This is a genomic window from Methylorubrum pseudosasae, assembly GCF_029504475.1.
GTDB lineage: Bacteria > Pseudomonadota > Alphaproteobacteria > Rhizobiales > Beijerinckiaceae > Methylobacterium > Methylobacterium extorquens.
On the sequence record NZ_JAQGDU010000002.1, the window covers coordinates 3838230 to 3859901 of the forward strand.

14 protein-coding genes and 3 pseudogenes are annotated in these 21672 nt (G+C 69.5%); 7 read left to right on the plus strand and 10 right to left on the minus strand.

Features of this window, described 5'->3' with window-relative positions; translation table 11 throughout:
- Positions 1-57 precede the first annotated feature (57 nt).
- Positions 58-1359: a c-type cytochrome gene (locus M2437_RS19155; RefSeq protein ID WP_253389647.1), complete on the plus strand. Its 1302-nt coding sequence runs from the start codon at positions 58-60 to the stop codon at positions 1357-1359.
- Positions 1360-1386: 27 nt separating this feature from the next.
- Here M2437_RS19155 and M2437_RS19160 read toward each other — a convergent pair whose 3' ends face one another.
- From M2437_RS19160 to M2437_RS19205, 10 genes and pseudogenes are all read right to left on the minus strand, one after another.
- Positions 1387-1560 (minus strand): metallothionein, encoded by a 174-nt coding sequence (locus M2437_RS19160; protein ID WP_003606929.1) that lies wholly within the window; start codon positions 1558-1560, stop codon positions 1387-1389.
- A gap of 154 nt (positions 1561-1714) precedes the next feature.
- Positions 1715-3583 carry a response regulator gene (locus M2437_RS19165; RefSeq protein WP_056459265.1) on the minus strand — a complete coding sequence of 623 codons (1869 nt, stop codon included), beginning with the start codon at positions 3581-3583 and terminating at the stop codon, positions 1715-1717.
- Positions 3580-5313, minus strand: a complete 1734-nt coding sequence (locus M2437_RS19170; RefSeq protein ID WP_056459263.1) for a response regulator — start codon at positions 5311-5313, stop codon at positions 3580-3582. The genes M2437_RS19165 and M2437_RS19170 overlap by 4 nt, the downstream gene beginning before the upstream one ends.
- Entirely contained in the window at positions 5310-6368 is a 1059-nt protein-coding gene (gene cheB, locus M2437_RS19175) for a chemotaxis-specific protein-glutamate methyltransferase CheB (RefSeq protein WP_015823145.1), read from the minus strand. The genes M2437_RS19170 and cheB overlap by 4 nt, the downstream gene beginning before the upstream one ends.
- A 23-nt stretch (positions 6369-6391) precedes the next feature.
- On the minus strand, positions 6392-8638 hold the full coding sequence (locus M2437_RS19180) for a hybrid sensor histidine kinase/response regulator (protein ID WP_253388388.1): 2247 nt from the start codon (positions 8636-8638) through the stop codon (positions 6392-6394).
- 24 nt (positions 8639-8662) lie between these two features.
- Positions 8663-10412, minus strand: a pseudogene (locus M2437_RS19185) (methyl-accepting chemotaxis protein).
- A gap of 80 nt (positions 10413-10492) precedes the next feature.
- Positions 10493-11050: a chemotaxis protein CheW gene (locus M2437_RS19190; RefSeq protein ID WP_253388389.1), complete on the minus strand. Its 558-nt coding sequence runs from the start codon at positions 11048-11050 to the stop codon at positions 10493-10495.
- A pseudogene (locus M2437_RS19195) lies at positions 11047-12511 on the minus strand (CheR family methyltransferase). The gene M2437_RS19190 and the pseudogene M2437_RS19195 overlap by 4 nt, the downstream one beginning before the upstream one ends.
- A gap of 11 nt (positions 12512-12522) precedes the next feature.
- Positions 12523-13023: a chemotaxis protein CheW gene (locus tag M2437_RS19200; RefSeq protein ID WP_253388391.1), complete on the minus strand. Its 501-nt coding sequence runs from the start codon at positions 13021-13023 to the stop codon at positions 12523-12525.
- A gap of 137 nt (positions 13024-13160) precedes the next feature.
- The gene (locus tag M2437_RS19205; protein WP_003600250.1) at positions 13161-13649 is read right to left on the minus strand and encodes a Ros/MucR family transcriptional regulator; all 489 of its coding nucleotides are present in this window, start codon (positions 13647-13649) and stop codon (positions 13161-13163) included.
- 580 nt (positions 13650-14229) lie between these two features.
- On the opposite strand from M2437_RS19205, the gene M2437_RS19210 reads away from it, so the two are divergent.
- From M2437_RS19210 to M2437_RS19235, 6 genes and pseudogenes are all read left to right on the plus strand, one after another.
- Positions 14230-14703 (plus strand): hypothetical protein, encoded by a 474-nt coding sequence (locus M2437_RS19210; RefSeq protein ID WP_253388392.1) that lies wholly within the window; start codon positions 14230-14232, stop codon positions 14701-14703.
- A gap of 71 nt (positions 14704-14774) precedes the next feature.
- Positions 14775-16505: an efflux RND transporter periplasmic adaptor subunit gene (locus M2437_RS19215; protein WP_253388393.1), complete on the plus strand. Its 1731-nt coding sequence runs from the start codon at positions 14775-14777 to the stop codon at positions 16503-16505.
- A gap of 13 nt (positions 16506-16518) precedes the next feature.
- Positions 16519-19696, plus strand: a pseudogene (locus tag M2437_RS19220) (efflux RND transporter permease subunit).
- Positions 19697-19722: 26 nt separating this feature from the next.
- Positions 19723-20100: a hypothetical protein gene (locus tag M2437_RS19225; protein WP_253388395.1), complete on the plus strand. Its 378-nt coding sequence runs from the start codon at positions 19723-19725 to the stop codon at positions 20098-20100.
- A gap of 29 nt (positions 20101-20129) precedes the next feature.
- Positions 20130-20516 (plus strand): CopM family metallochaperone, encoded by a 387-nt coding sequence (copM, locus tag M2437_RS19230; protein ID WP_056504115.1) that lies wholly within the window; start codon positions 20130-20132, stop codon positions 20514-20516.
- A gap of 841 nt (positions 20517-21357) precedes the next feature.
- A complete protein-coding gene (locus M2437_RS19235) occupies positions 21358-21669 on the plus strand; it encodes a hypothetical protein (RefSeq protein WP_253388396.1) in 312 nt (103 codons plus the stop codon).
- The last annotated feature ends 3 nt before the right edge of the window (positions 21670-21672 follow it).

The following is a 21672-nucleotide window of genomic DNA, read 5'->3' on the forward strand; positions in this document are numbered from 1 at the left end:
CGGACGGCGTCCCGACCCGTCGCGTATGGTCCGCCGGCGAAACGGAGTTGGATGACGATGCCGATGCGGGCGACGCGGATTCTCGGTCTGATCGCGGCCCTCCTGCTCGCCTTGCCCGCGGGGGCGCAGATGCGCGGCCATGGCGGGCCGGTTCGTGCGCTCGCCGTGACGGGCGACGGCCGCCTCGCGGTCTCCGGCGGGTTCGATCAGGCGGCGATCGTCTGGGGTCTCGACACCGGCGCGGCTTTGAGCGTCCTGCGCTTCCACGACGGCGCGGTGAACGCCGTGGCGGCCCTTCCCGACGGGCGCTTTGCCAGCGCCTCGGAGGATGGGCGCATCGCCCTGTGGCGGTTGGGACGGGCCGAGCCGGACTGCGTGCTCGCCGGGCATGCCGGCCCCGTTGCCGGGCTCGCCGTCTCGCCCGATGGGACCATGCTGGCCTCCGCCGCCTGGGACGCCACCGCGCGGATCTGGCCGCTGGCGGGCGGGCCGGCGCGGATTCTCGAAGGACACAAGGGCAACGTCAACGCGGTCGCCTTCTTGCCCGACGGGCGCCTCGTCACGGCCGGCGCCGATGCGAGCGTGCGGATCTGGACGCCGCAAGGGGAGACGGCCGTAACAGCGACGCTGCCGAGCGCGCTCAGCGCACTGGCGGTGACCGCTGATGGCGAGATCGCGGCAGCGGGGGCGGATGCCACGGTGCGGTTCCTGGCGCCCGACGGGCAGGTGCGGTCAGAGGTCGAACTCGGCCCTGCCCCGGTGATCGCGCTGGCGCCCGCGCCCGATGGCACCCGGATCGCCGCCGCGAGCGCGGGCGGCACCGTCGCGATGATCGAGCGGGCGAGCGGAAAGACCCTGTTCACGCTGGTCGGGCCGGGCCTGCCGGTCTGGTCGGTGGCGTGGCGGCCGGATGGAAGCGAACTCGTCACCGGCGGCGGCGACCGCCTCGTGCGGCGCTGGAACGCGGCGACCGGCGAGCCGATCGGCCCCCTCGCCATGCCCCGGCCCACGGACGCACTCGCCGCGTTTCACGGCGAGCGGGGCGCGGAGGTGTTCCGCGCCTGCGTCGCCTGCCACACCTTGGCGCCCGACGACGCGCCCCGTGCCGGCCCGACGCTCGCCGGCCTGTTCGGCCGGCGCATCGCGACGGTTTCGGGCTACCGCTACTCGGAGGCTCTGAAGGGCATGGACATCGTCTGGACGCCAGAGACGGTCGCCCGCTTGTTCGAAGTCGGGCCGGCACGCTTCACCCCCGGCACCCGGATGCCGGAGCAGACCATCAACAGCGCCGAGGATCGCGACGCGCTGATGCGCTTCCTCGCCAAGGCAACGGAGAAACAGCCGACCGGGCCGAACTGAGCGGCGCCCGGTCGGGCCTTCGACGGATCAGCCGTGGCAGCTGCAGCCGGCGTGGTCGCAGCCGGCATGATCGGGATGACCTTCGGCGCACTCGTCGCAGCAGAAGGCCTTCTCGTCGCGCTTCACCGCCTTGGTGACCGAGACCACGCACACGCAGTCCGGGCAGGCACACTTCACCATATCGACATCGACGCTCGCCATCGGGGTCATCCTTTTCGAGACGATTCTTTCCGCGCCCCGAAGCAGCGTGGCGCACAATCATCTTCCTGCGGGCGGATGCGGAGCGCAATCCTTGCGCGCACGGGATCGGCGGATGTGGCGCCAATGTGTCAGGTGTCGCAGGCCGGAAGCCCGATCAGGCGGTGGTGTCGAGGAGCTGCGAGACCCGCGCCGCGAGTTCGGCCGAGGCGAAGGGCTTCGTCATCACCGGCAGATCCTCGGGGATCTGCACGGCTTCCGCATGGCCCGTCAGCAGAAGGACCGGCACGCCGGAGAAACGCTCGCGGATCGCGGCGGCGAGTTCGACCCCGGTCATGCCGGGCATGGCGAGGTCGGCCACCACGAGATCGAAGCGCTCGCCCTTCTCCATCAAGTCCAAAGCCGTGTGCCCGTCCGCGGCCTCGGTTTCGCTGTAGCCGAAATCGCTGAGGAAGGAGGCGGTGACGTGCCTCACCTCCTCGTCGTCGTCGACCACGAGGATGCGGGCCGGACTGGCCGCCGTCACCACCGCCGGGGTCGCCGGCTCTTCGATGCCCTGGGCGGCGCTCTCGGCGCGCGGGAGCGCGAGTTCGATCCGGGTGCCCTGGCCAACCTCGCTGGTGATGCGAAGCCGCCCGCCCGCCTGCTGGGCGAGGCCGAACACCATGGCGAGGCCGAGGCCCGTGCCCTGCCCGACCGCCTTGGTGGTGAAGAACGGCTCGCAGACCCGTTCCAGAATTTCCGGCGGGATGCCCGTGCCCTCGTCGGCGACCGAGACGACCGCGTAGGTGCCGGGCTTGAGATCGGGATCGTCGGAAATCTCGGCGCGGCGGGTCGAGATGGTGACGGTGCCGCCGTCCGGCATCGCGTCGCGGGCGTTGATGCAGAGGTTGAGCACCGCGAGTTCGAGCTGGTCGGGATCGACCAGGGCGAAGGGCATGTCGGGCTCGAGATCCCGCACGACGCTCACATGGCTGCCGAGGCTGGAGCCGAACAGCGCGCTCATCCCCTCGATCAGCGCGTTCGGGTCCACGGGCCGCGCATGGGCATCGTTGGAGCGGCTGAAGCTCAGGAGCCGCTTGGTCAGCGCCGAGCCGCGTTGCGCCGCACCGGTGGCGTTGTCCACGAGGCGCTTGACCCGGGGCTGGTCGGCGATCTTGGGGCCGACGAGTTCGAGGCTGCCGAGGATCGCGGTGAGCAGGTTGTTAAAGTCGTGGGCGATGCCGCCGGCCAGCGTGCCAAGCGCCTGCATCTTGTCGGATTGGCGAAGCCGCGCCTCCAGGCTCTTCTGCTCGGTCACGTCCCGCTCGATCGTGGCGAGATGCGTGACCTCGCCGGCGCCGCCGCGGATCGGCACCCGGATGACGTGCGACCAGCGCTCGGCGCCGAGCGCGCCGCGGGCGATCACCGTCGAGCCCGCTTCCCCGGCCGCGACCGCACGGCGGTCGGCGGCCTCCGCCTCGTGGGCCTGAGGCGTATCGGCGATCTCGACCTCGGTGCGGCCGAGGCAGGCCTCGACCGTGCCGCCGACGAGGCTCGCCTTGCGCGCGTTCAGGCGCACGAAGCGGCCCGACGCGTCCTTGAAGGAGATTGCCTCCTCGGCGTGATCCAGGAGGCCGCGCAACAAGGCCCGCTCGGTGGCGAGATCACGGCCGAGGCGGTGGCGCTCATAGGCGTTGCGCACCGTGGCGCGCAGCAGCGTCGGGTCCCAGGGCTTGGCGACGTAGCCGATGATGCCGCCGCGATTGAGCGCCGCGATCACCGCCGAGATGTCGGCGTAGCCGGTGAGCAGGATGGCCTGCGCCTCGTGGAAACTGCGCGCCTCGGCCAGCAGCGCGTCGCCGGTCATGCCAGGCATGCGCTGGTCGGAGACGACGACCGCGATGTCCGGGTCGGCGCGGAGGATGTCGAGCGCCTCTTCGGGCTTGGCCGAGGTGAGCACCCGGTACTCGTCCTCGAACAGGTCCTCCAGAGCGATCAGGATGTCCGGCTCGTCATCGACGGCCAGAATCGTGCCTTTGCTCATACCGGTGCCGGTTGCCTCGGAATTCCGATGACGAAGCTCGCGCCGCCGCCCGGCGCCGTCTCGACGATCAGCGAGCCGCTATGCGCCTGAACGACGCTGTAGGCAATCGCCAAGCCGAGCCCGGTGCCTGATCCGACCGGCTTCGTCGTGAAGAAAGGCTCAAAGATCTTTTCGCGTAATTCTTCGGGAATACCGGGACCGGTGTCGCTGATGCGGATCATATCGGTCTCGGCATCCGAATAGGTCGCCACCGTGATCGTCCCATCGCCGTGGATTGCATCCGCTGCATTGCCGAGGATGTTCATGACGACCTGATTCAACAAGGCGGGCGTGCAGGAAATCTCGGCCCGTCCCGAGAAGTCGCGGGTCACCGTGATTCGGGTGCCGAGCTTATGCTGGATCAGGGCCAGTACCGTCTCGATCGCTTCCGGCACGTTGACGAGGCCGCGCTCACCCTCGTCGAGCCGCGAGAACTTCCGCAGATTGAGAACGAGATCCTGGATTCGGGTCAGGCCGAGACGCATCGAGCCGACCCGGTCGCGCGCCTTCATCAGCGCCCGCTGCCCCTCCGGTGCGTCGGGCGGAGGCAAATCACCGAGCAGGCGTTCCACCGTGCCCTGGTGAGCGAGGATGAAGGCGAGCGGGTTGTTGATCTCGTGGGCGATGCCGGCGACCAGCTCGCCGAGCGAGGCCATTTTTGCGGCCTGAACCAGCTTGGCCTGCGCCTCCGTCAGCTTGCGGTTGGCGTCCTCGAGATCCCGGTTGGCCTGTCCGAGGGCGTCGGCGAGGGCGGCGCGGGCGGCAGCCGCCTCGGCCTCGGCGCGGGCGCGTTCCACCGCCCGCTCGCGGTCGCCGAACTCGCCGGAGATGCGGCGATTGTCCTCTTCCAGCAGGCGGCGGCGGACGAGGCCGCGCACGCGCATCGCCAGCACTTCGCCGTCGGCCTTCGAGACCACATCGTCGGCGCCCGCGGCGAAGGCGGCGACCAGAAGGCTCTTGTCAGGCTTGTCGCCGGCCATGCCGACGAGGGGGAAGGCGTTGCCGCCGCCCTCCGGCGCCTTCATGCGGCGCTCGGCGATCTCGGTGCAGAGCGCGATGCCGTCATAGGCGCTGCCGACGAGGTCGAGGGTCACGCAGTCGAACCCGGCGCCGGGCTCGTCGAGGGCGGCGAGTGCCCCCGAGCGGTCGGCCGCGGCGACGACAGTGTGGCCTTCCTGGGTCAGCAGGCCGGTGAAGAAGGCGCGGTAGGTGGCGCTGCCGTCGACGATCAGCACCCGGCCGCGGCGGAAGGCGGCGCCGGAGGGCCCCTCCGTCGCGGAGCTCTTGCGCTCGCGCAGGAGGGCGCGGATGCGCAGCACCAGCAGGTCGCGATCGGCCGATTTCTCGACATAGGCGTCGGCGCCGCTCTCGAAGCCGTGGCGCTCGCCGTTGCGGGCGCTGGTGAGCATCACCACCGGCAGCGCCCGCGTGCGCAGCGACAGCCGCATCTGCCGGGTGAACTCGTCGCCGTTCATGCCGGGAAGGTGGTGGTCGGCGACGACGAGATCGGGAAGGTCGGTGTTGAGCAGGTCGAGGGCGGCCTCGGCCGTGGCGCAGCGCTGCACCGAAAAGCCCTGCCCTTCGAGCTGAAGCCGCAATTCGAGCGCCTGGGTCTCCGAATCCTCGACCAGCAGCAAGCGGTGGCCGGGTGGGGCGGACGGCGCGCCGGAGGGCGATGCGCTCGCGGTCATGCTGGCTTCCTCTGCGCGAGCCGCACGAGATGGGGCGCCACTTGATCGACGGGGAGCACGCGGGACGCCGCGTTGAGGCGCACCGCCGCCGCGGGCATGCCGTAGACGACGGCGCTGCTCTCGTGCTCGGCCACCGTGGCGGCGCCGGCCTTGCGCATGTCGAGAAGGCCCTGCGCCCCGTCCTCGCCCATGCCGGTGAGGAGAACGCCGATGCCCTGCGCGCCGGCCTGCCGGGCGACGGAGCGGAACAGCACGGTCGCGGCCGGGCGCTGGCCGCCGACGGGGGCGCCGTCGCTTACCCGCAGCGTGCCGTTCGTTCCGAGTTCGAGATGACGGTCGCCGGGGGCGACGTAGACATGGCCGGCCTGCATCGTCTGACCGTCCCGCGCCACCCCGACGGCGAGCGGCACGACGCCGTCGAGCCAGCTCGCAAAGCCGTCCATGAAGGCGGCGCCCATGTGCTGAACCAGCAGGATCGGGAGCGGGAAATCCGCCGACAGGCCGCCGATCACCTTGGCGAGCGCCGGCGGGCCGCCGGTCGAGGCGGCCACGGCCAGTACGTTCGGTGCGGCCTCCGACTCCGAGGGGACACCCAGTTCGGGCATGGGAGCGGTCTTGCGCGCGTTCCACTCCGCCCCGATCGGACGGCGGCGGATGACCGGGACCGCGGCCATGATGCGCAGCTGCGTGCAGATCTGGCCGGCGACCGCCTCGTAGCCGTCATTGGTCGTGGCCACCGGCTTCTCGACCACCGAGAGCGCGCCGGCCCTCAAGGCATTCATCGAAATCTTGAGCGAGGAATCCTCGACCGAATCGGCAATCACCACGATTGGCGTCGGCCGGCTCGCCATGATCCGGCGGGTCGTCTCCAGCCCGTCGATGCCCGGCAGGCGGATATCCATGGAGATGACGTCCGGGCGCACGGTCTCGATCGCTGCGAGCGCCGCCTCGCCGGATTCCACCGCGCCGGCCAGTTCCAGCCGCGGATCGCGGGCGATGATGTGGGTGAGGAGAATCCGCACCACGAGCGAATCCTCGACAACCAGCACGCGCACGCGCGGATTCGCAGCCCCTCTGTTCACAGCAACTGACCGATGGTGTCCAAAAGTTCGCGCTGATCGAATTTCTGCTTGGTGAGGTAGGCGTCGGCGCCGAGTTCCAATCCCCGGGCGACGTCTTCCTCGTCGCCGCGCGACGTCATCAGCACGATGGGGAGACGCGCGAAATCTTCCTCGGCCCGCAAAGCCTCGACGAGGCCGAAACCGGTGAGGCGCGGCATCTCGACATCGGCGACCACGAGATCGACCGGCTCGATGCGCGCGCGCAGACGGTCGAGCGCCTCCTGCCCGTCGACGCAGACGATCACGCGGTAGCCCGCCGCTTCCAAGATGCTCTTCTCCAAGGTGCGGGTGGTGATCGAGTCGTCCACGACAAGAATCGTCGAACGTCGCGTTTCCGGGATCGTTCCGCTGCCGTCCCCAAGTCCTTTGGACGGGGACCGGGCGGCGCGCGGACCGGCACGGCCGAGTCGGTCGATGAGTCCGTCGGGATCGAGGACGAGGGCGGGCGTATCCGTGCCGAGGATCACCGTGCCGGTGACGAGGGCGGGATCGCTGCCGATCGGCGGCGCGGGCAGGACGAGGAGTGTGCGCACCTCCTCCAGGCGATCGACCGCGAGCAGGCAGCGCCCCCGCGTGCCGCGCAGACGCACGATCGGGATCGTCGCGCCCTCCGGACGGGCGATGCCGAGGCCGAGCAGATCGCCGAGTTCGGCGAGCGGCAGCGTCAGGGTCTCGCCGCCCTCCCCCGCCACCTGCGCCACCGGTCGGCCCGCCACCGTGGACAGGGCCGAGGCATCGAGCCGCGAGAGCGCTTCCGCGGCACCGCTCGGCAGGGCGAAGCGCGTACCGCCGGCCGTGACGATCAGGACCGGCCGCCGCGCGGCCGAGAGCGGCAGGGTGAGGATCAGCGACGTGCCGTGCGGATGACGACGGACGAGCTGCACCTGTCCGTGCAGGGAGCGGGCGACCTCGGCCACGACCGACAGGCCCATGCCGCGGCCCGACAGGGCATCGACCGCGCTGGCGGTGGAGAAGCCCGGCTCGAACGGCAGCGCGAGCAGCATATCCGGATCGAGCCTTTCGCCCGGCGCGATCAACCCGCGGGCGCGACCCGTCGTCTCGATCGCTGCGAGGTCGGGCCCACGGCCATCGTCGTGAATGCCGAGGACGAGCCGGCCGCCCTGTGCCTCGACGGTGAGCCCAATCGACAGGGAGGCGGGCTTGCCCTGGCGCTGCCGGCTCTCCGGACTCTCCGCCCCGTGGCTCAGCGCGTTGCGCAGGGCATGCAGAACCGGATCCTTGAGCGCCTGAAGCATCGCCCGGTCGACCGGCAGGTCGAGCCCGCGCGTCGTGACCTCGACCTCCTGTCCGTCGGAGCGGGCCATGTCGCGCACCGCGCGGGCAAGGCCGCCGAACACCGTCTCGGCCGGCACCAGCGCGAGGCGCTCGGTTTCCTCGCGCAGGCGGCGCGCGGCGGTCTCGACGGACAGGATGACGGATTTGTGCCCTTGCGCGAGGTCGGAGGCTTCGCGCGACAAGGCGGCCAGCCCGGTTTCGATCTCGGCGAGCGCCCGGCGCAAAGCCGCAACCTCCGTTTCGTCGGCCCCGCCGGGGACGGTATCCGGAACGCGGCGGGCGGCCTCCGTGCGGCGGCGCAGGGCCCCGGCATTCGCCGAGAGCCGCATGATGCGCTCGGCGACGGCGCCCTGGCCCGGCAACGCGGCCCAAAGCCCGTAGCTCGCCCGCGTCAGGGCTTCGACCGCCGAGGCCGGCACGCGAAGAACGGCTTGCGAAGGCTCGGCGGCCGGCTCGGGTGCGGCATCCGGAGCGGCTGGTGATGCGGCCGTCGGTGTGACCGGCGGCGAATCCGGCTCGGGCCGAGCCGGCTCCGAAGTGGCGGCCCTAGGGTCGAGGCAGGCGTTCAGCGCGGCCAGCGCATCCTCGGGCATGCTTGCCTGCCCCGTCGCGGTCGCGGCGACGTAGGCCTCGATCCGATCAAGGGCGAGATGGGTTGCAGCCCGTGCCGCGCGGTCGAGCGGGCGCTGTCCGGCGCTGATGCGCTCGAACAGAGCTTCAAGCTGGTGCGAGACCGCCTCCACGGGAGGCAGGTCGACGGCGCGGGCGGCGCCCTTCAGGCTGTGGGCGCGACGGAACACGTCGTGCCAATCGACCGGCCCCTCCGCCGCGAGGGCGGCGCGGATCGCGTCGAGATGCTCGCGGTGCTCGATCTCGAAGGCGGCGAGAAGCTGCTGGCGGATGTCCATGCGGCGGGACGCTCGGCCGGACCGCTAAAGCCGGTAGCGCTCGGCCAGAGCCATCAGCCCCTGTGCCAGCTCGGTCAGGTTGGCCGAGGCGGTTTCGACCTCGCGGGTGCCGGCGGCCGTCTGCTGGCTCGCCTGCCGGATGTTCTGCAACGCGCCCATCACCTGCTCGATGCCGAGCTGCTGCTGGTTGGTCGAGGCCACGATCTGCTGGAAGGTCTGCACGCCCTCCTCCACGCGCGCCGCCATCTCCTCGATGGTGCGGACGGTCGAATCGGTGCGGTTCTTACCGGCGGCGGCGCGCTTGACCGCCTCCTCGGTGAGCATGACCGAGGCGTTGATGCCGCGCTGGATCTCCCCGAGGATGCCGCGCACCTGCGCGGTCGCGCCCTTTGCCTGATCGGCCAGCAGCTTCATCTCGGAGGCGACGATGGCGAAGCTGCGCCCGCTCTCGCCCGCCGCCGCCGCCTCGATGGCGGCATTGAGGGCGAGCAGGTGGGTGCGCTCCGAGATGTCGTTCACCGTGACGATGATCTCGCCGATGGCCTGGGTCTTCTCGCTGAGAGCGACGATGTTGCCGGCGACCGCCTCACCCTGCTCGCGGATCGAATCCATCGCCTTGGCGGTGTCGGTGGCGGCGCGCAGGCCCGAGCGCGCGGTCTGCGCCGCGGCCTGGGCGGTGGCGATGACTTCGGTGGCGCGCTTCGAGATCTGCGCCCCCGAATGGGTGATCTCGTCCACGGTCGCCGCGGTCTCCTGGACGGCGGCGAACTGCTCCTCGACGCTGGCCGCCTGCTCCTGGGCGGAGGCGCGGATCTCGGCCGCCGCGGCGTTGAGGTCGGCGGTGGCGGCGCGGTTGGTCCGCGCAAGGTCGGACAATCCGGCCACCATCCGGTTCAAGGTGTCGCCGAGCCGCCCGATCTCGTCGTTGCCGGAGCGGTTCAAGCGCCCCGTCAGGTCGCCGTCACCGATCTGCGCGACGAAGCGCATCACGTCCTCCAGCGGGCGGACCACCGCTCGGCTGATCAGAACCGTCACCAGGATGGAGAGCAGGATCGAGGCGGCGACCGTGATCGCGACGGAGATCACGCTGTTGCGATAGATGTCGCTGACGCTGCGCTGGCCGGCACTGATGACGCCATCGAGGGCGGTGGCGGGCGTTGGAGATGCTGCGCAGCAAGCCATCGTGCAGCCGGTTGACGTCCTCGTTTCTCGCCTCGACCGTGGCGATGTCGCGGGCATCCACCGCGCGGAGCTGCTGCTCGCTGGCGTTGCGGACTTGGCGGAACGCCTCGCTTGTCTCGGTGAAGACGGCTCCGAGGCGGCTCCACGCCACGACGCGATCCGCCGAGAGCGCGGCGGATTGGTACTCCTTCACCTCGCCGGTGATGGTGTTGAGGAGCCGTTCCAGCTCCGCCACGTTCTGGCGCCAGCTTCCCAGGAAATCGTCCGAGCGGCCCGAGGTCGGCGCGGTGTTTCCCTGCGCCTGCGTCAGAACGGCGATCACGGCGTTGCGGCGCACCAGACCCATATTGCGCGCGACGTTGCCGAGGTCGTCGAGCTGACGCAGCACGCCGACGTCGCGCGTCACGATGAGGTCGGTCATGTCGCGCACGCTGCCGATCTGGCGCAGCGCGTAGGCGCCCAGAAGCGCCACGATCAGGCTCGCCGCCACGAAGCCGAGGAGGATGCGTTTTCCGATCGAGATCGACACGGGCGACATGACTCCGGCAGGCGGCGCGGGGAGAGGGTTCGGGTTCTCGGGGCCGCCCCCCATCGCGGGCGGCTCCAAGCTTGTGTTTTGACGCGCGCCCCACCGAAGCGGCGTCCGGTTCGGCGTAAGAGCGCTCGCGACGATCAGGTCGTGAAGCGGGCGAGCAGGGCCGGGATATCGATGAGGGAGAAGTCCTCGGGGATTCCGCCCGTCCTGTCCGAGCCGGGCGGTGCATAGCCCGAAAGCGGCCCGCGTCCCAGACTTTCCGACTCCGTCGTCGGGCGGGTCAGCGTGGTTTCGATCTGCGCGATACCGAGCACGCGATCGACGGCGAGTGCGACCGGCGGCTCCTGCGCGCGCAGGCGCACCACGTGTCCGCCTTCATCCGTCTCTGCGCGGTCGAGCCCGAGGCAGGCGGCGAGGTCGAGGACACTGACGATCACCCCCGACACCGCGGTGATGCCTCGGAGCGCCGGCGGTGCACCCGGCAGTGCCGTGCAGGGCCGCTCGGGCGTGACGCCCGCGACCGCGGTGAGCGGCAGGCCGTAGCGCTCCGCCCCGCAGGCGCAGACGAGATAGGACGCGGTCTCGATCGTCCGCTCCTGCCCTACCGTTCGGGCAGCGAGCGCGGCGGCGCGGGCATCGAGCAACGCGGCGGCGCGCGCTTCGGCATCCGCCCCGGCGGTCACGCCGATCTTCATGCGTCTCGGCCCGTGATTCCGGCCAGGGCACGGCGTGCGCTCTCGGCCAAGCGTGCGGCGCTCACTCCGTCTCCCTCCGGCAGGATCGTTTCGGGCGGCAGTCCTTGCGCGAGGCGCAGGGCGTTGTCGAGGGCGCGGGCGGCCTCGCCCCGGCGTCCGACGCGGGCAAGCAGCAATCCGAGCTGAAAATGGGCCATGACGAAGCCGCGGTCGAGGAACAGCGCCCCCCGCAGGGCCCGCTCGGCCTCCCGCTCCCGCCCGAGATCGAGGGCGAGCAGGCCTTCGTAGTAGCGCAAGGGTGAATCGGTGGCGTAGCCGTCGATCTCTTCGTGCAATCGGCGCCAGGCCCGCGCGGTCTCGCCCGCATCGGCCAGCACGCGGATCTCGGCCAGGAGATCGCCCGGCGACAGCGGATGCGCGATCGCGGGCGGTGCCGGTCTCGGCACCGGCACCGGCAGGGCCGGCGCCGCGGCGGCGGGAGCGGGAGCGGGTTCCGGCGGCGGCGCGACCAGGATCGGCGCCAGATCCGGAAGCGCGGACACGAGGACAGGGGGCGGCGGGGGCACCGGCGTGTCGATCGGGCGGTAGGCGACCGTTCCCGGCAAGGCCACGGGCTGCAGCCACTGCGAGAAGGTGGGATTGGGCTCGGCATGCCCGATCAGCAGCCAGCCCTGCGGGTTGAGCCGCTCGCCGAGCGCCCGCACGATACGGGTGACATGGTCGGTGCTGAAATAGATCAGGACGTTGCGGCACAGGATCAGGTCGAAGCCCCCCTGTGTCCGGTCGCTCCCGTCGATCAGGGTCAGGAGATTCTGCCGTTCGAAGCGGACCATGCGGCGAAACGCCGGCCGCAAAGCGTAGCCGCCATGCGGCAAGCCCGGCCGGGCGGGGGTACGGCGAAACCAGCGTGCGCGCTCCTCGGTGTCCAAGGTGCGCAGAGCCCAGGGGCCGAACTCCGCCTCGCGCGCGACGGCGAGCGCCCCGGCGCTGAGATCGGTGCCGAGGATCGTCACGGACCAGTCGGCAAGGGCTTCGCCGAGAAGGTCGTGCACGAGGATGGCGAGGGAATACGGCTCGGCGCCCGTGGAGCAGCCGGCACTCCAGATCCGCAGACGGCGGATCTCGCTGCGCGCCTCGATCAATTCCGGAAGAATCGTCTTGCGCAGGGCCGCAAATTGCTCGGCGTAGCGAAAGAAGAAGGTCTCGCCGATGGTGATCTCGGCCTCGAGCGCGGCCCCATTCTTCTCGGCCGGCCGCGCCGTCGAGCAGGGATGAGTAGGCGGCGCAGTCGGCGACCCCACGACTGCGCATCCGCTTGCGCAGACGGTCGTAGAGCAGGTCGTCCTTGTCTTCGTAATAGTTGTGCCCGGTCCGGGCGATCACCCGATCCTTCAGAGCCGGAAATCCGGGATCCACCGTCGCGCTCGCGACGCGTCGGGACCGCTCGACGGGGGCCGTCACGACCTTTGTCCTCAGACGGCTCGCGCCCCCTCGGGCTCGAACCGGGCAAGTCGCGTCGTCGCTTGCCGGGTCAGCGCGTCGAGACGGGTCCGCTCTTCGAGGGTCAGGATGCGGTCGAGGGCGAGGAGGTGCACGAGTTTGTCGCCCATCGCGAATTCGCCGACGACGCAGCCGTTGAGGCTGCGGGCGGATTCGACCGGCCGCAGGGATTCCTCATCGACCTGAACGAGATCGAGCGCGCGATCGACGAGAAAGGCGATGCCGCCGCCGCGGGCCAGCAAGACGTGCCGGTAGGGATCACGACCGCCGCCCGCGTCGCGAAGCGCGAACAGGGCGGCGAGATCGATCACGGGTACCGGCTCGCCGGCCAGATTGAGAAAGCCCGCGAGCGGACCGCCCGCGGCCGGCGGCGCGTGCAAGCGCGGCAGCGGGAGGATCTCGCGGATCTCGGCCTGCGGCAACGCACAGGTCGTCCCGGCGATGTCGAGCAGTAGGGTGGGCAAACGCGCCATCGCATGTCCTTGGGCGGTTCGCCGCGGTTGCGGACGACGGGACCGCTCGTCACCTCGATCATGCGGTTGACGCTCGCCGAACGCAAAGGTTTCACGAACGACCGGTCCGGCCGTTCGTTCCTGCGGCGAGCGTCGTATCAGGCGACCTTCTGGCGCGAACGCGACTTCGTCGCCGGCTCGGGCGCGGGGGCCTCTTCCTCGATTCGACCACCCGGCCGGCCGAGACCGATCGACTTCGCGAGGGCGGAGCGCTGCGCGGCATAGTTCGGCGCGACCATCGGATAGTCGTTCGGCAGGCCGTAGCGCTGGCGATACGAGTACGGATCGAGGCCGTGGGTGCCGAGATGGCGCTTCAGCGTCTTGTACGGCTTGCCATCGATGAAGCTGATGATCGCATCCGGCGTGACCGACTTGCGGACCTGCCCGGAGGACGGCTTCTCGATCACTTCCTCGGCGGGAGCGGCCACGGCCTCAGGGCTGCTGAGGGTCGTCAGCGCCGTATGCACGCTGATGATCAGGCCCGGAAGCTCGGAAGCGGGGACTGAGTTGTTCGACACATAAGACGAGACGATGTCGCTCGCCAGTTCGACGAAATCGTTGAACGATTTCTGGTTTTCTTCTGTCATTCTGCTTGTCCGTTCCGTAGGCCCCCGGGCGCCAAAATCATACGTGATGCGCACCGATGCAAGAGAAGAATTCAAAAAACTACGCCAGGCTTGTGGGTATTAAGGACGGCACACTCAAGTCCAGCGTTGCCATTGAAGCGTAGAACGTTAAATGGAAGGCGGGCTCGCACGGTCCCGTGGTGTGTCATAGCTCAACTTTTCCGGCCCCGACCCGGAGCGTTACGGCAGCCGGAACGTCCTATAAGCGACGGACGGATCGAGAGTTTCGGCGCGACGTCCGCACTACGCACAACGGAGCGGAAGGACGATGCCGCACCGCACTCGCACCCCAAACCAACCCGCGAGACGCTGGACAGGAAACGAGTGACGCGTCGGCGCCTTAAGCACTCATATTCTTCGCTATACAACCTATGCGAGACGATCCGTCGCGCCGTCATCAAGCCTCGATTTGTATCGCGAAGTCCATTGAAGTCAGCGGTTTCAGGCGGGGGATGCCGTTCTTGTGAACATGGCGGTCGCTGCTCTCTTCGCCCGCCGGCCTCTGTTGACGGCGGCGCGTCCATGCTACGGGTCAAGCACAATGAAGTCCGCTCGTCCCATAGCGCTCTGGCTGGCGGCGGTGATCGTCATGATCGCCGCGGCGCTGATGCCGTCCGGCGCCCGCGCGCACGGTGCCCATGGGCAAGTCGTGGGTGAGCAAGACGTGCGTGAGCAAGGCGTGCGTGAGCAAGGCGTGCACGAGCACGTCGCTCAGGCGCCTGACCTCGCGATGGCCGGATCGGACCTCCGGCTCGCCGGTCCAGCGTCGATCGTTCGAGCGGACGCGATACCGGTGATCGAGCAATCCCGGATGGCCTGCGCCTGCCCGGCTTGCGCAGCCGGCGGTGTTTGCGGCCATGCGCCGTCGTCCTGCTGCGCCACCGGGCTCGCCCCGTCACCGGTCCCGGATCTTCCGCCGGCCGGCGCGCAGGCCTGTGCCCCTGCGCGGGACGGACCGCGTCTGTCGGGCATCGTGCCCGAGGCGCAGATCGAACCCCCCCGAACCCTCGCCTGACGCCCGATCCCCATCCGGTACGCTCCGTGCCGGGTGATGTCGTTGCTCATCTGGCGAAGGTTTCGTTCCCCATGACTATCCGTCTCGCGGCGGCGCTTCGGGCGCTGGCTGTCTTGCTCGCGCTTGCTGCCGCATCGGCAGCGGGCAGTGTCGCCCTGGCCCATGAGGGTCACAGCCACGGTGTCGAGGCGCCGGCCCTCCCCGCACAGACCACGCCGCGGGCCGAAGCGGCGTCGGCCAGCTTCGAACTCGTGGCGGTGGCGGCTGGCGACCGGATACGATTCTATCTCGATCGCTTCACCAGCAACGAGCCGGTCAACGGTGCCGAAATCACAATCGAGACGCCGGACGGTCCGGCCGAAACGCGGTCCGTCGGCGACGGCGTCTACGAGATCGCGTCCCCGTGGCTCGCCCGCGGTCAGCGATACGATCTGCTCGCCACCGTGACCGCCGACGGTACGACGGATGTGCTGGCCCTCGACCTGCAACTGCCCGAGCCGGCGGCGGCAGCGATGCCGGTCCAGGCCGAGGCGTCGGCGTGGCTCGCCAATCTCCGCCGTCATCTCACCCATCAAGGTCCGATCGGTGCGGCCGCCGGCGGATTCCTGCTCGGGCTCGCCGTCATCATGCTCGTGCGCTCGCGCCGGGCCCTCCCCGCCTTCGCGGTCCTGGCCCTGACCCTGACGCTTCTCCTCGGCACCGCCGCCCTCGCCCATGAGGGACATGATCACGAGAAAAATGGGCCCGGCGAAGGAGAGGCCGCTTCGGTCCAGGGCGTGGTCCTCACCGCGCCCACGGCTGTGTCCGTCGAGCGCGCCCGGCGCCTGCCGGGCGGCGCGGTGTTCGTCCCGAAATCGACGCAGCGCCTGCTCGCTTTGCGCACCGGCCTCACCGGCATTGCCGACCATCGCCGCACCATTGAATTGCCGGGGCGCGTCATCGCCGATCCGAATGCCAGCGGCGTCGTGCAATCGTCGGTCGGCGGCCGCCTCGCTCCCCCGCCCGGCGGCTTCCCGAATCTCGGCACACGGGTCCGCAAGGGTGAGGTGCTCGCCACCGTCACGCCGCCGGTCCAGGCGGTCGATCTCTCCGACATGCGCCAGACCCAAGGCGATCTCGACCAGCAGATCGCGATCACCACCCGCAAGGTCGCCCGCTACGAGCGCCTCGCCACGACCGGCGCGGTGGCGCAGACGGCTCTGGAAGACGCCCGCGCCGAGCTCACCGGCTTGAAGGACCGCCGCGCCGCCCTCGACACGATTCGCCGCGCGCCCGAAGAGCTGATCGCCCCGGTGGACGGCGTGGTCGCCGAGCGGGCGGCGGTGGCCGGTCAGATGGCGGCGGCGGGCACAATGGTGTTCCGCATCGTCGATCCGGACAAACTCTACGTCGAGGCGCTGAGCTTCGTCAGCCTGGAGCCCGGCGCCGCCGCGACCGCACGGCTGCCCGACGGGCGCACGCTGGCGCTGGCATCCCGCGGCGCCGGCCTCGCCGACCGCAACCAAGCGGTGCCGGTGCAGTTCGCGATCACCGGAAACGCTGAGGGTGTCCGGCTCGGTCAGTTCGTGACCGTGATGGCGCCGACCGGCGAGACTATCGGCGGATTGGCAGTACCTCGGGCGGGGGTCGTCCGCACCGAGAGCGGCGCGGTGGTCTACGAGCACGTCTCCGCCGAGCGGTTCGAGCCGCGGCCCGTGCGGGTCGAGCCGCTGGATGCCGATCAGGTGATCGTGGCCGGCGGCCTCGGCGCCGGCCGGCGCGTCGTGGTGCAGGGCGCCGAACTGCTCGATCAGGTCCGCTGAGGGAAGACGCGCCATGTTCGCCCTTCTCGTCCGCGGCGCCCTGCTCAACCGGGTGCTGGTCCTGGCGCTCTGTCTCGGCCTGGTGCTGGCCGGCGGCCTCGCGCTCACGCGCCTGCCCGTCGATGTGCTGCCCGATCTCAACCGCCCCACCGTCACGGTGATGACGGAAGCCGAGGGCTATGCCCCGCCGGAGGTGGAGCAGCTCGTCACCTATCCCATCGAGACGCGGATGAACGGCCTGCCCGGCGTCACCCGAGTCCGCTCGGTGTCGAGTGCCGGGCTCTCCATCGTCACCGTCGAATTCGGCTGGGACACCGACCTCTACCGCGACCGCCAGTTCGTGGCCGAACGCCTCGCCCTGGTGCGCTCCGAGCTGCCGGCGGGCGTCGTCCCACAGATGGGCCCGGTCGCCTCGATCATGGGCGGCATCCTGCTCGTTGCCGTCACGAGTGAGACATCGGACCCGATGCAGGTCCGTGAGACGGCCGACTTCATCCTGCGCCCGCGCCTGCTGTCGATTCCCGGCGTCGCGCAGGTGATCCCCATCGGCGGCGAGGTGCGCCAGTTCCGCGTCAGCCCCAATCCGGCGGCGATGCGGGCGCTCGGCGTGAGCAACGAGGCGCTCGTCACCGCTTTGTCCGGCTTCGGTACCAATGCCGGCGGCGGGTTTGCCGACGCCAACGCCCGCGAGATCCTGATTCGCAATATCGGCCGCACACTGAGCCTGGAGGACCTACGCAACCTCGTGATCCCGACCGGCCCGCAGGGCGCGACCGCGGCAGCCGACCTACCCGGCACCGGCAACCCGGCGATCGAGGGTCGGGTCTATCTGCGCCAGATCGCCGAAGTCGCGTTCGCGGCGCGGCCCAAGCGCGGCGATGGCGGTTATCGCGGCGAACCGGCGGTGATCCTCTCGGTCGAGAAGCAGCCCGGCATCGATACCGTGCGCCTGACGCGTGACGTCGAGGCGGCGCTCAAGGAGGTCGCCCCCACCCTGCCGAAAGGCATGGATGCTCAGAAAATCCTGTTCCGGCAGGCGGACTTCATCGAGACATCGCTCGCGAATGTCGAGCGGGTGCTGATGGAGGCGGTCGCGGTGGTGGCCGTGGTGTTGTTCGCCTTCCTGATGAACGCGCGCACGACGCTGATCTCGCTCACCGCGATTCCGGTCTCGATCCTGGCCACGGCGCTGGTGTTCTGGCTCCTGGGCTTCTCGATCAACACCATGACGCTCGGCGGGCTCGCCATCGCCATCGGCGAACTGGTCGATGACGCGGTGGTCGATGTCGAGAACATCTTCCGCCGGCTGCGCGAGAACCGGGCCGAGGGCTCGCCCCGCAGCGTGTTCGACGTGGTGGTGGCCGCCTCCAGTGAGGTTCGCTCCGGTATCGTCTACGCCACTGCGATCATCGTGCTCGTCTTCGTGCCGCTGTTCGCGCTCTCCGGTATCGAGGGCCGGCTCTTCGCGCCGCTCGGCCAAGCCTATATCGTCGCGATACTGGCGAGCCTGCTCGTCTCCGTCACCCTGACGCCGGTTCTCGCCTCCTGGCTGCTGCCGGGCATGAAGAGCCTGACCGAGCGCGAACCGCTCCTGGTGCGGCGGCTCAAGGCCGGCAACGCGGCTTTGCTCAAGGTCGCGCTGGCTCATCCGCGGGTGCTGATGACCAGCATCGCCCTCTGCGTCGTCGCGGCGGGTATCGCGGCCGCGCATCTGCCGCGCGCCTTCCTGCCGACCTTCAACGAGGGCTCGCTCACCATCAACGTGACGTTCCGACCCGGCATCTCGCTCGCCGAGAGCAGCCGCGTCGGCGCCATCGCCGAGCGGTTGGTGCTGGACGTGCCGGAGGTCGCCACCGTCGGGCGCCGCACCGGCCGCGCCGAACTCGACGAGCACGCGGAAGGCGTCCACTCCTCCGATCTCGAAGTGCGGCTGAAGGCCGGCCGCCCCCGCGAAGCGGTGATCGCCGAGATCCGCGAGCGGCTCGCGGTTCTGCCGGTGACGGTCAATGTCGGCCAGCCGATCTCGCACCGGCTCGACCATATGCTCTCGGGCGTGCGCGCCGAGATCGCTCTGAAGCTGTTCGGCGACGACCTCGACAGCCTGCGCGCCGCGGCCGAGGGCGTCCGCGAGCGGATTGCAGCGTCGGTGCCCGGCGTCACCGATCTTCAGGTCGAGCGGCAGGTGCGCATCCCGCAGCTCGACATCCGGGTCGATTACGGCCGCGCCGCGCTCTACGGCGTCTCGCCCTCGACTGTGGTCGAGACCATCGCCCGGCTCGCCAAACGGTCGCACGCTCTCGACCATTGCCGACGGGCCGCGCCGCTTCGACGTCACCCTGCGCCTGCCCGAGGCCCAGCGCAGCCCGCAGGCGCTCGGCGACCTCCTGATCGAGACGCCGTCGGGCTGGGTGCCGGCCCGCGAGATCGCCGACATCCGCGAGACCGACGGGCCGAACCAGATCCTGCGCGAGAACGGGCGGCGGCGCATCGTGGTGCAGGCCAATTCCGACGGCCGCACCGATATGGCGGCCATCATCGCCGGCATCCGCCGCGTGCTCGACGAGACGCGCCTGCCCGAGGGCGTGAGCGCCCGGCTGGAGGGCAGCTACGAGGCGCAAGGCGAGGCCGCGCGCACCATCGGCGGGCTCAGCCTCGTGTCGCTCGCCCTCGTCTTCGCCCTGCTGCACGGGCGCTACCGCTCGGTGCCGCTGGCCCTGATCGTGATGGGCAACGTACCGCTCGCGCTGATCGGCAGCGTGCTCGCCCTGTGGATCGCCGACCTGCCGCTGTCGGTCGCCTCGATGATCGGCTTCGTCACGCTCACCGGCATCGTCGCCCGCAACGGCATCCTCAAGATCAGCCACATGCTGAACCTCGCCCGCGACGAAGGCCTGGCCCTCGGCCCTGCCCTCGTCACCCGGGCGAGCCTGGAGCGGATGACGCCGGTGCTGATGACGGCTCTGTCGGCCGGCATCGCCCTGGTGCCGCTCCTGATCGACGGGACGGCGCCGGGCAAGGAGATCCTGCACCCCGTCGCCGTGACGATCTTCGGCGGCCTGATGAGCGCGACCCTGCTCGACGCCGTGCTCACCCCCGTCCTCGTCCTGATGTTCGGGCGGGGCGCCTTCGCGCGGCTTCATGCCCCGGCCGGAGCCGACGCGCTGCACGCACCCGTGCGTGAAGCCTTTTGAACCAACCGCATTCAAGGAGACGATCGATGAACCGCGCGATGTCCTGCGCCGTGCTGGCACTGACCCTGCTGGCCGCACCCGCGAGCGCTCAGCGCGACCATGACCATCCGGCTGGGCCCCATGGCGGCCGGGTCGAGGATGCGGGCCCGTGGCACGCCGAACTCGTGACGCGAGCCGAGACTGTCTCGGTCTACCTCACCGATGGCGACGGCAAGCCCCTGCCGGCCGAGGGGTTCAAGGCAGTCGCCATCCTCAAATCCAACGCCAAGGCCGCCCGCATCTTGCTCAGCCCCGAGGGCAACCGGCTGGCCGGCAAGGCCGAGGCGGCCCTGGGGGACAGTCCCAGCGGCGCGGTGCGCATCACCGGACCGGGCGGCGTCACCGCCAGCGCCCGCTTCGACTGATTTTCGTCCGCGATCCAGGAGCCTTCTCGATGTCGAAAACAATCCCCGCGGTTCTCGTCGCCTGCATTTTGGCCGGCACGGCCCTCGCCCAGGACCCGCACCACCATCACGGGCAGGCTCAACCGGACCCGAAGGCCGCGGCGAAGGATAGTGCAGCAACTAAGGCGTATCGCGATGCCGATGCCCGCATGCATCGTGAGATGGACATCCGTTACACCAACGACGTCGATCTCGATTTCGTGCGCGGGATGATCCCGCACCATCGCGGCGCAGTCGAGATGGCGAAGATCGCCCTCGAACACTCGAAGGATCCCGAGATCCGCAAGCTCGCCGAAGACATCGTGAAGGCGCAGGATACGGAAATCGCGCAGATGGAAGCCTTCCTTAAGCGCAAGCAGGCCACCGATCACCGCTAAGAGGCTGTTGCTGATCCCCTCCGGAGATCATGACGTTTCTACCAGTTGAACCGCTCGGCTTCGAAGCACGGCGCAGCGCTTCCCCGCTCGACCGATGCCACGGCATCGACCGTGCGGGATGCTTCGAGGCCGAGCTTTCGCGCGGGACCTCAATGTGAGGGCCAACGAAAGCACTGAATCATTGTGGCGCAACGATCGCCGGAGCGGGAGCGGTGCTTGGAGAAGCAGCGCCTGTATTAAGGCCGAGCGATCGCTCTCAATAAAAATTGAGGTGTATTGGTCTGATTTGAAAGCGCCTGTCTTGTTTGAAGACATTTCGATCGACGGGCGATCAATCAAGTGCATATGCTGAAATCCCCGTCCACCCTTCGAAAATGATCGTCGCCAGCACGTCTGCTATTTGCCGCTCACCGCCCTGCTCCAATGGAAGGCAGGTCGCTCCAAGTCCGCCATTCCGATCCGGCTGTCCGACGGCTGCTGGGTCCGTTCGCAATGGAGATCGCGGCCCTCGTTCGGGCGCCACGCCGTCCCGCAGGTTCGCTGACATTGATGATCACCTGCTGCTCTTGTCGTCGATGTACGATCAGGGTCGTTCAGTGAAGTGCAGTCCAATTTAATCCTCACCAATCGCAATCGATTTTCATCCCTCAATCACGTCTAGTTTATCGGCGGAAGGTGCCGTTGCGCACCAAGCAATCGATCTGCCAGGATTAAATCAAAAGTATATCGTCGTGATAAAACGCACTTTCAAAATATAATTCACGGAATTACTGTCTTCTTGCGACACCTGAAGAAGACGAAAAAAAATTCGCCACTCAGGGATTACGAGAGGATGTTCAATATGAAGCGGATTGTGACACTCGGTCTCCTGGCGGCTGCGGCCGTTGCTTTGCCGCTCACGGCGCAGGCGCAGGATGGTGGAAACGGCAGCCGCCAGCAGGCCGGCGGCGGCTTCATGAGCAGCTACGTGGACGATCCCTACCACGACCCCCGTTCGCTCCACTCGCAGCGTGCAGGCTCGGGCCAGATCCTCGGCGCGCCGATGCTGAGCGAGAACGCCGGCGCCAAGGGTGGCGACATTCGCCCCGCCGCCCGTCTGGGCACCGTGCAGACGCATTGGTCCGCCGGCACCGCGCCGCGCCGCGTGCGCTAACCA

Excerpts from the sequence above, each read along its gene's own strand:
- M2437_RS19170 (WP_056459263.1), bottom strand. The coding sequence starts at position 5,313 with ATGACCGCGAGCGCATCGCCCTCCGGCGCGCCGTCCGCCCCACCCGGC.
- M2437_RS19190 (WP_253388389.1), bottom strand. The coding sequence starts at position 11,050 with ATGAAGATCGGCGTGACCGCCGGGGCGGATGCCGAAGCGCGCGCCGCC.
- copM (WP_056504115.1), top strand. The coding sequence starts at position 20,130 with ATGTCGAAAACAATCCCCGCGGTTCTCGTCGCCTGCATTTTGGCCGGC.
- M2437_RS19160 (WP_003606929.1), bottom strand. The coding sequence starts at position 1,560 with ATGGCGAGCGTCGATGTCGATATGGTGAAGTGTGCCTGCCCGGACTGC.
- M2437_RS19215 (WP_253388393.1), top strand. The coding sequence starts at position 14,775 with ATGACTATCCGTCTCGCGGCGGCGCTTCGGGCGCTGGCTGTCTTGCTC.
- M2437_RS19205 (WP_003600250.1), bottom strand. The coding sequence starts at position 13,649 with ATGACAGAAGAAAACCAGAAATCGTTCAACGATTTCGTCGAACTGGCG.
- M2437_RS19200 (WP_253388391.1), bottom strand. The coding sequence starts at position 13,023 with ATGGCGCGTTTGCCCACCCTACTGCTCGACATCGCCGGGACGACCTGT.
- M2437_RS19165 (WP_056459265.1), bottom strand. The coding sequence starts at position 3,583 with ATGAGCAAAGGCACGATTCTGGCCGTCGATGACGAGCCGGACATCCTG.
- M2437_RS19235 (WP_253388396.1), top strand. The coding sequence starts at position 21,358 with ATGAAGCGGATTGTGACACTCGGTCTCCTGGCGGCTGCGGCCGTTGCT.
- M2437_RS19210 (WP_253388392.1), top strand. The coding sequence starts at position 14,230 with ATGAAGTCCGCTCGTCCCATAGCGCTCTGGCTGGCGGCGGTGATCGTC.
- M2437_RS19155 (WP_253389647.1), top strand. The coding sequence starts at position 58 with ATGCCGATGCGGGCGACGCGGATTCTCGGTCTGATCGCGGCCCTCCTG.
- M2437_RS19225 (WP_253388395.1), top strand. The coding sequence starts at position 19,723 with ATGAACCGCGCGATGTCCTGCGCCGTGCTGGCACTGACCCTGCTGGCC.
- M2437_RS19180 (WP_253388388.1), bottom strand. The coding sequence starts at position 8,638 with ATGGACATCCGCCAGCAGCTTCTCGCCGCCTTCGAGATCGAGCACCGC.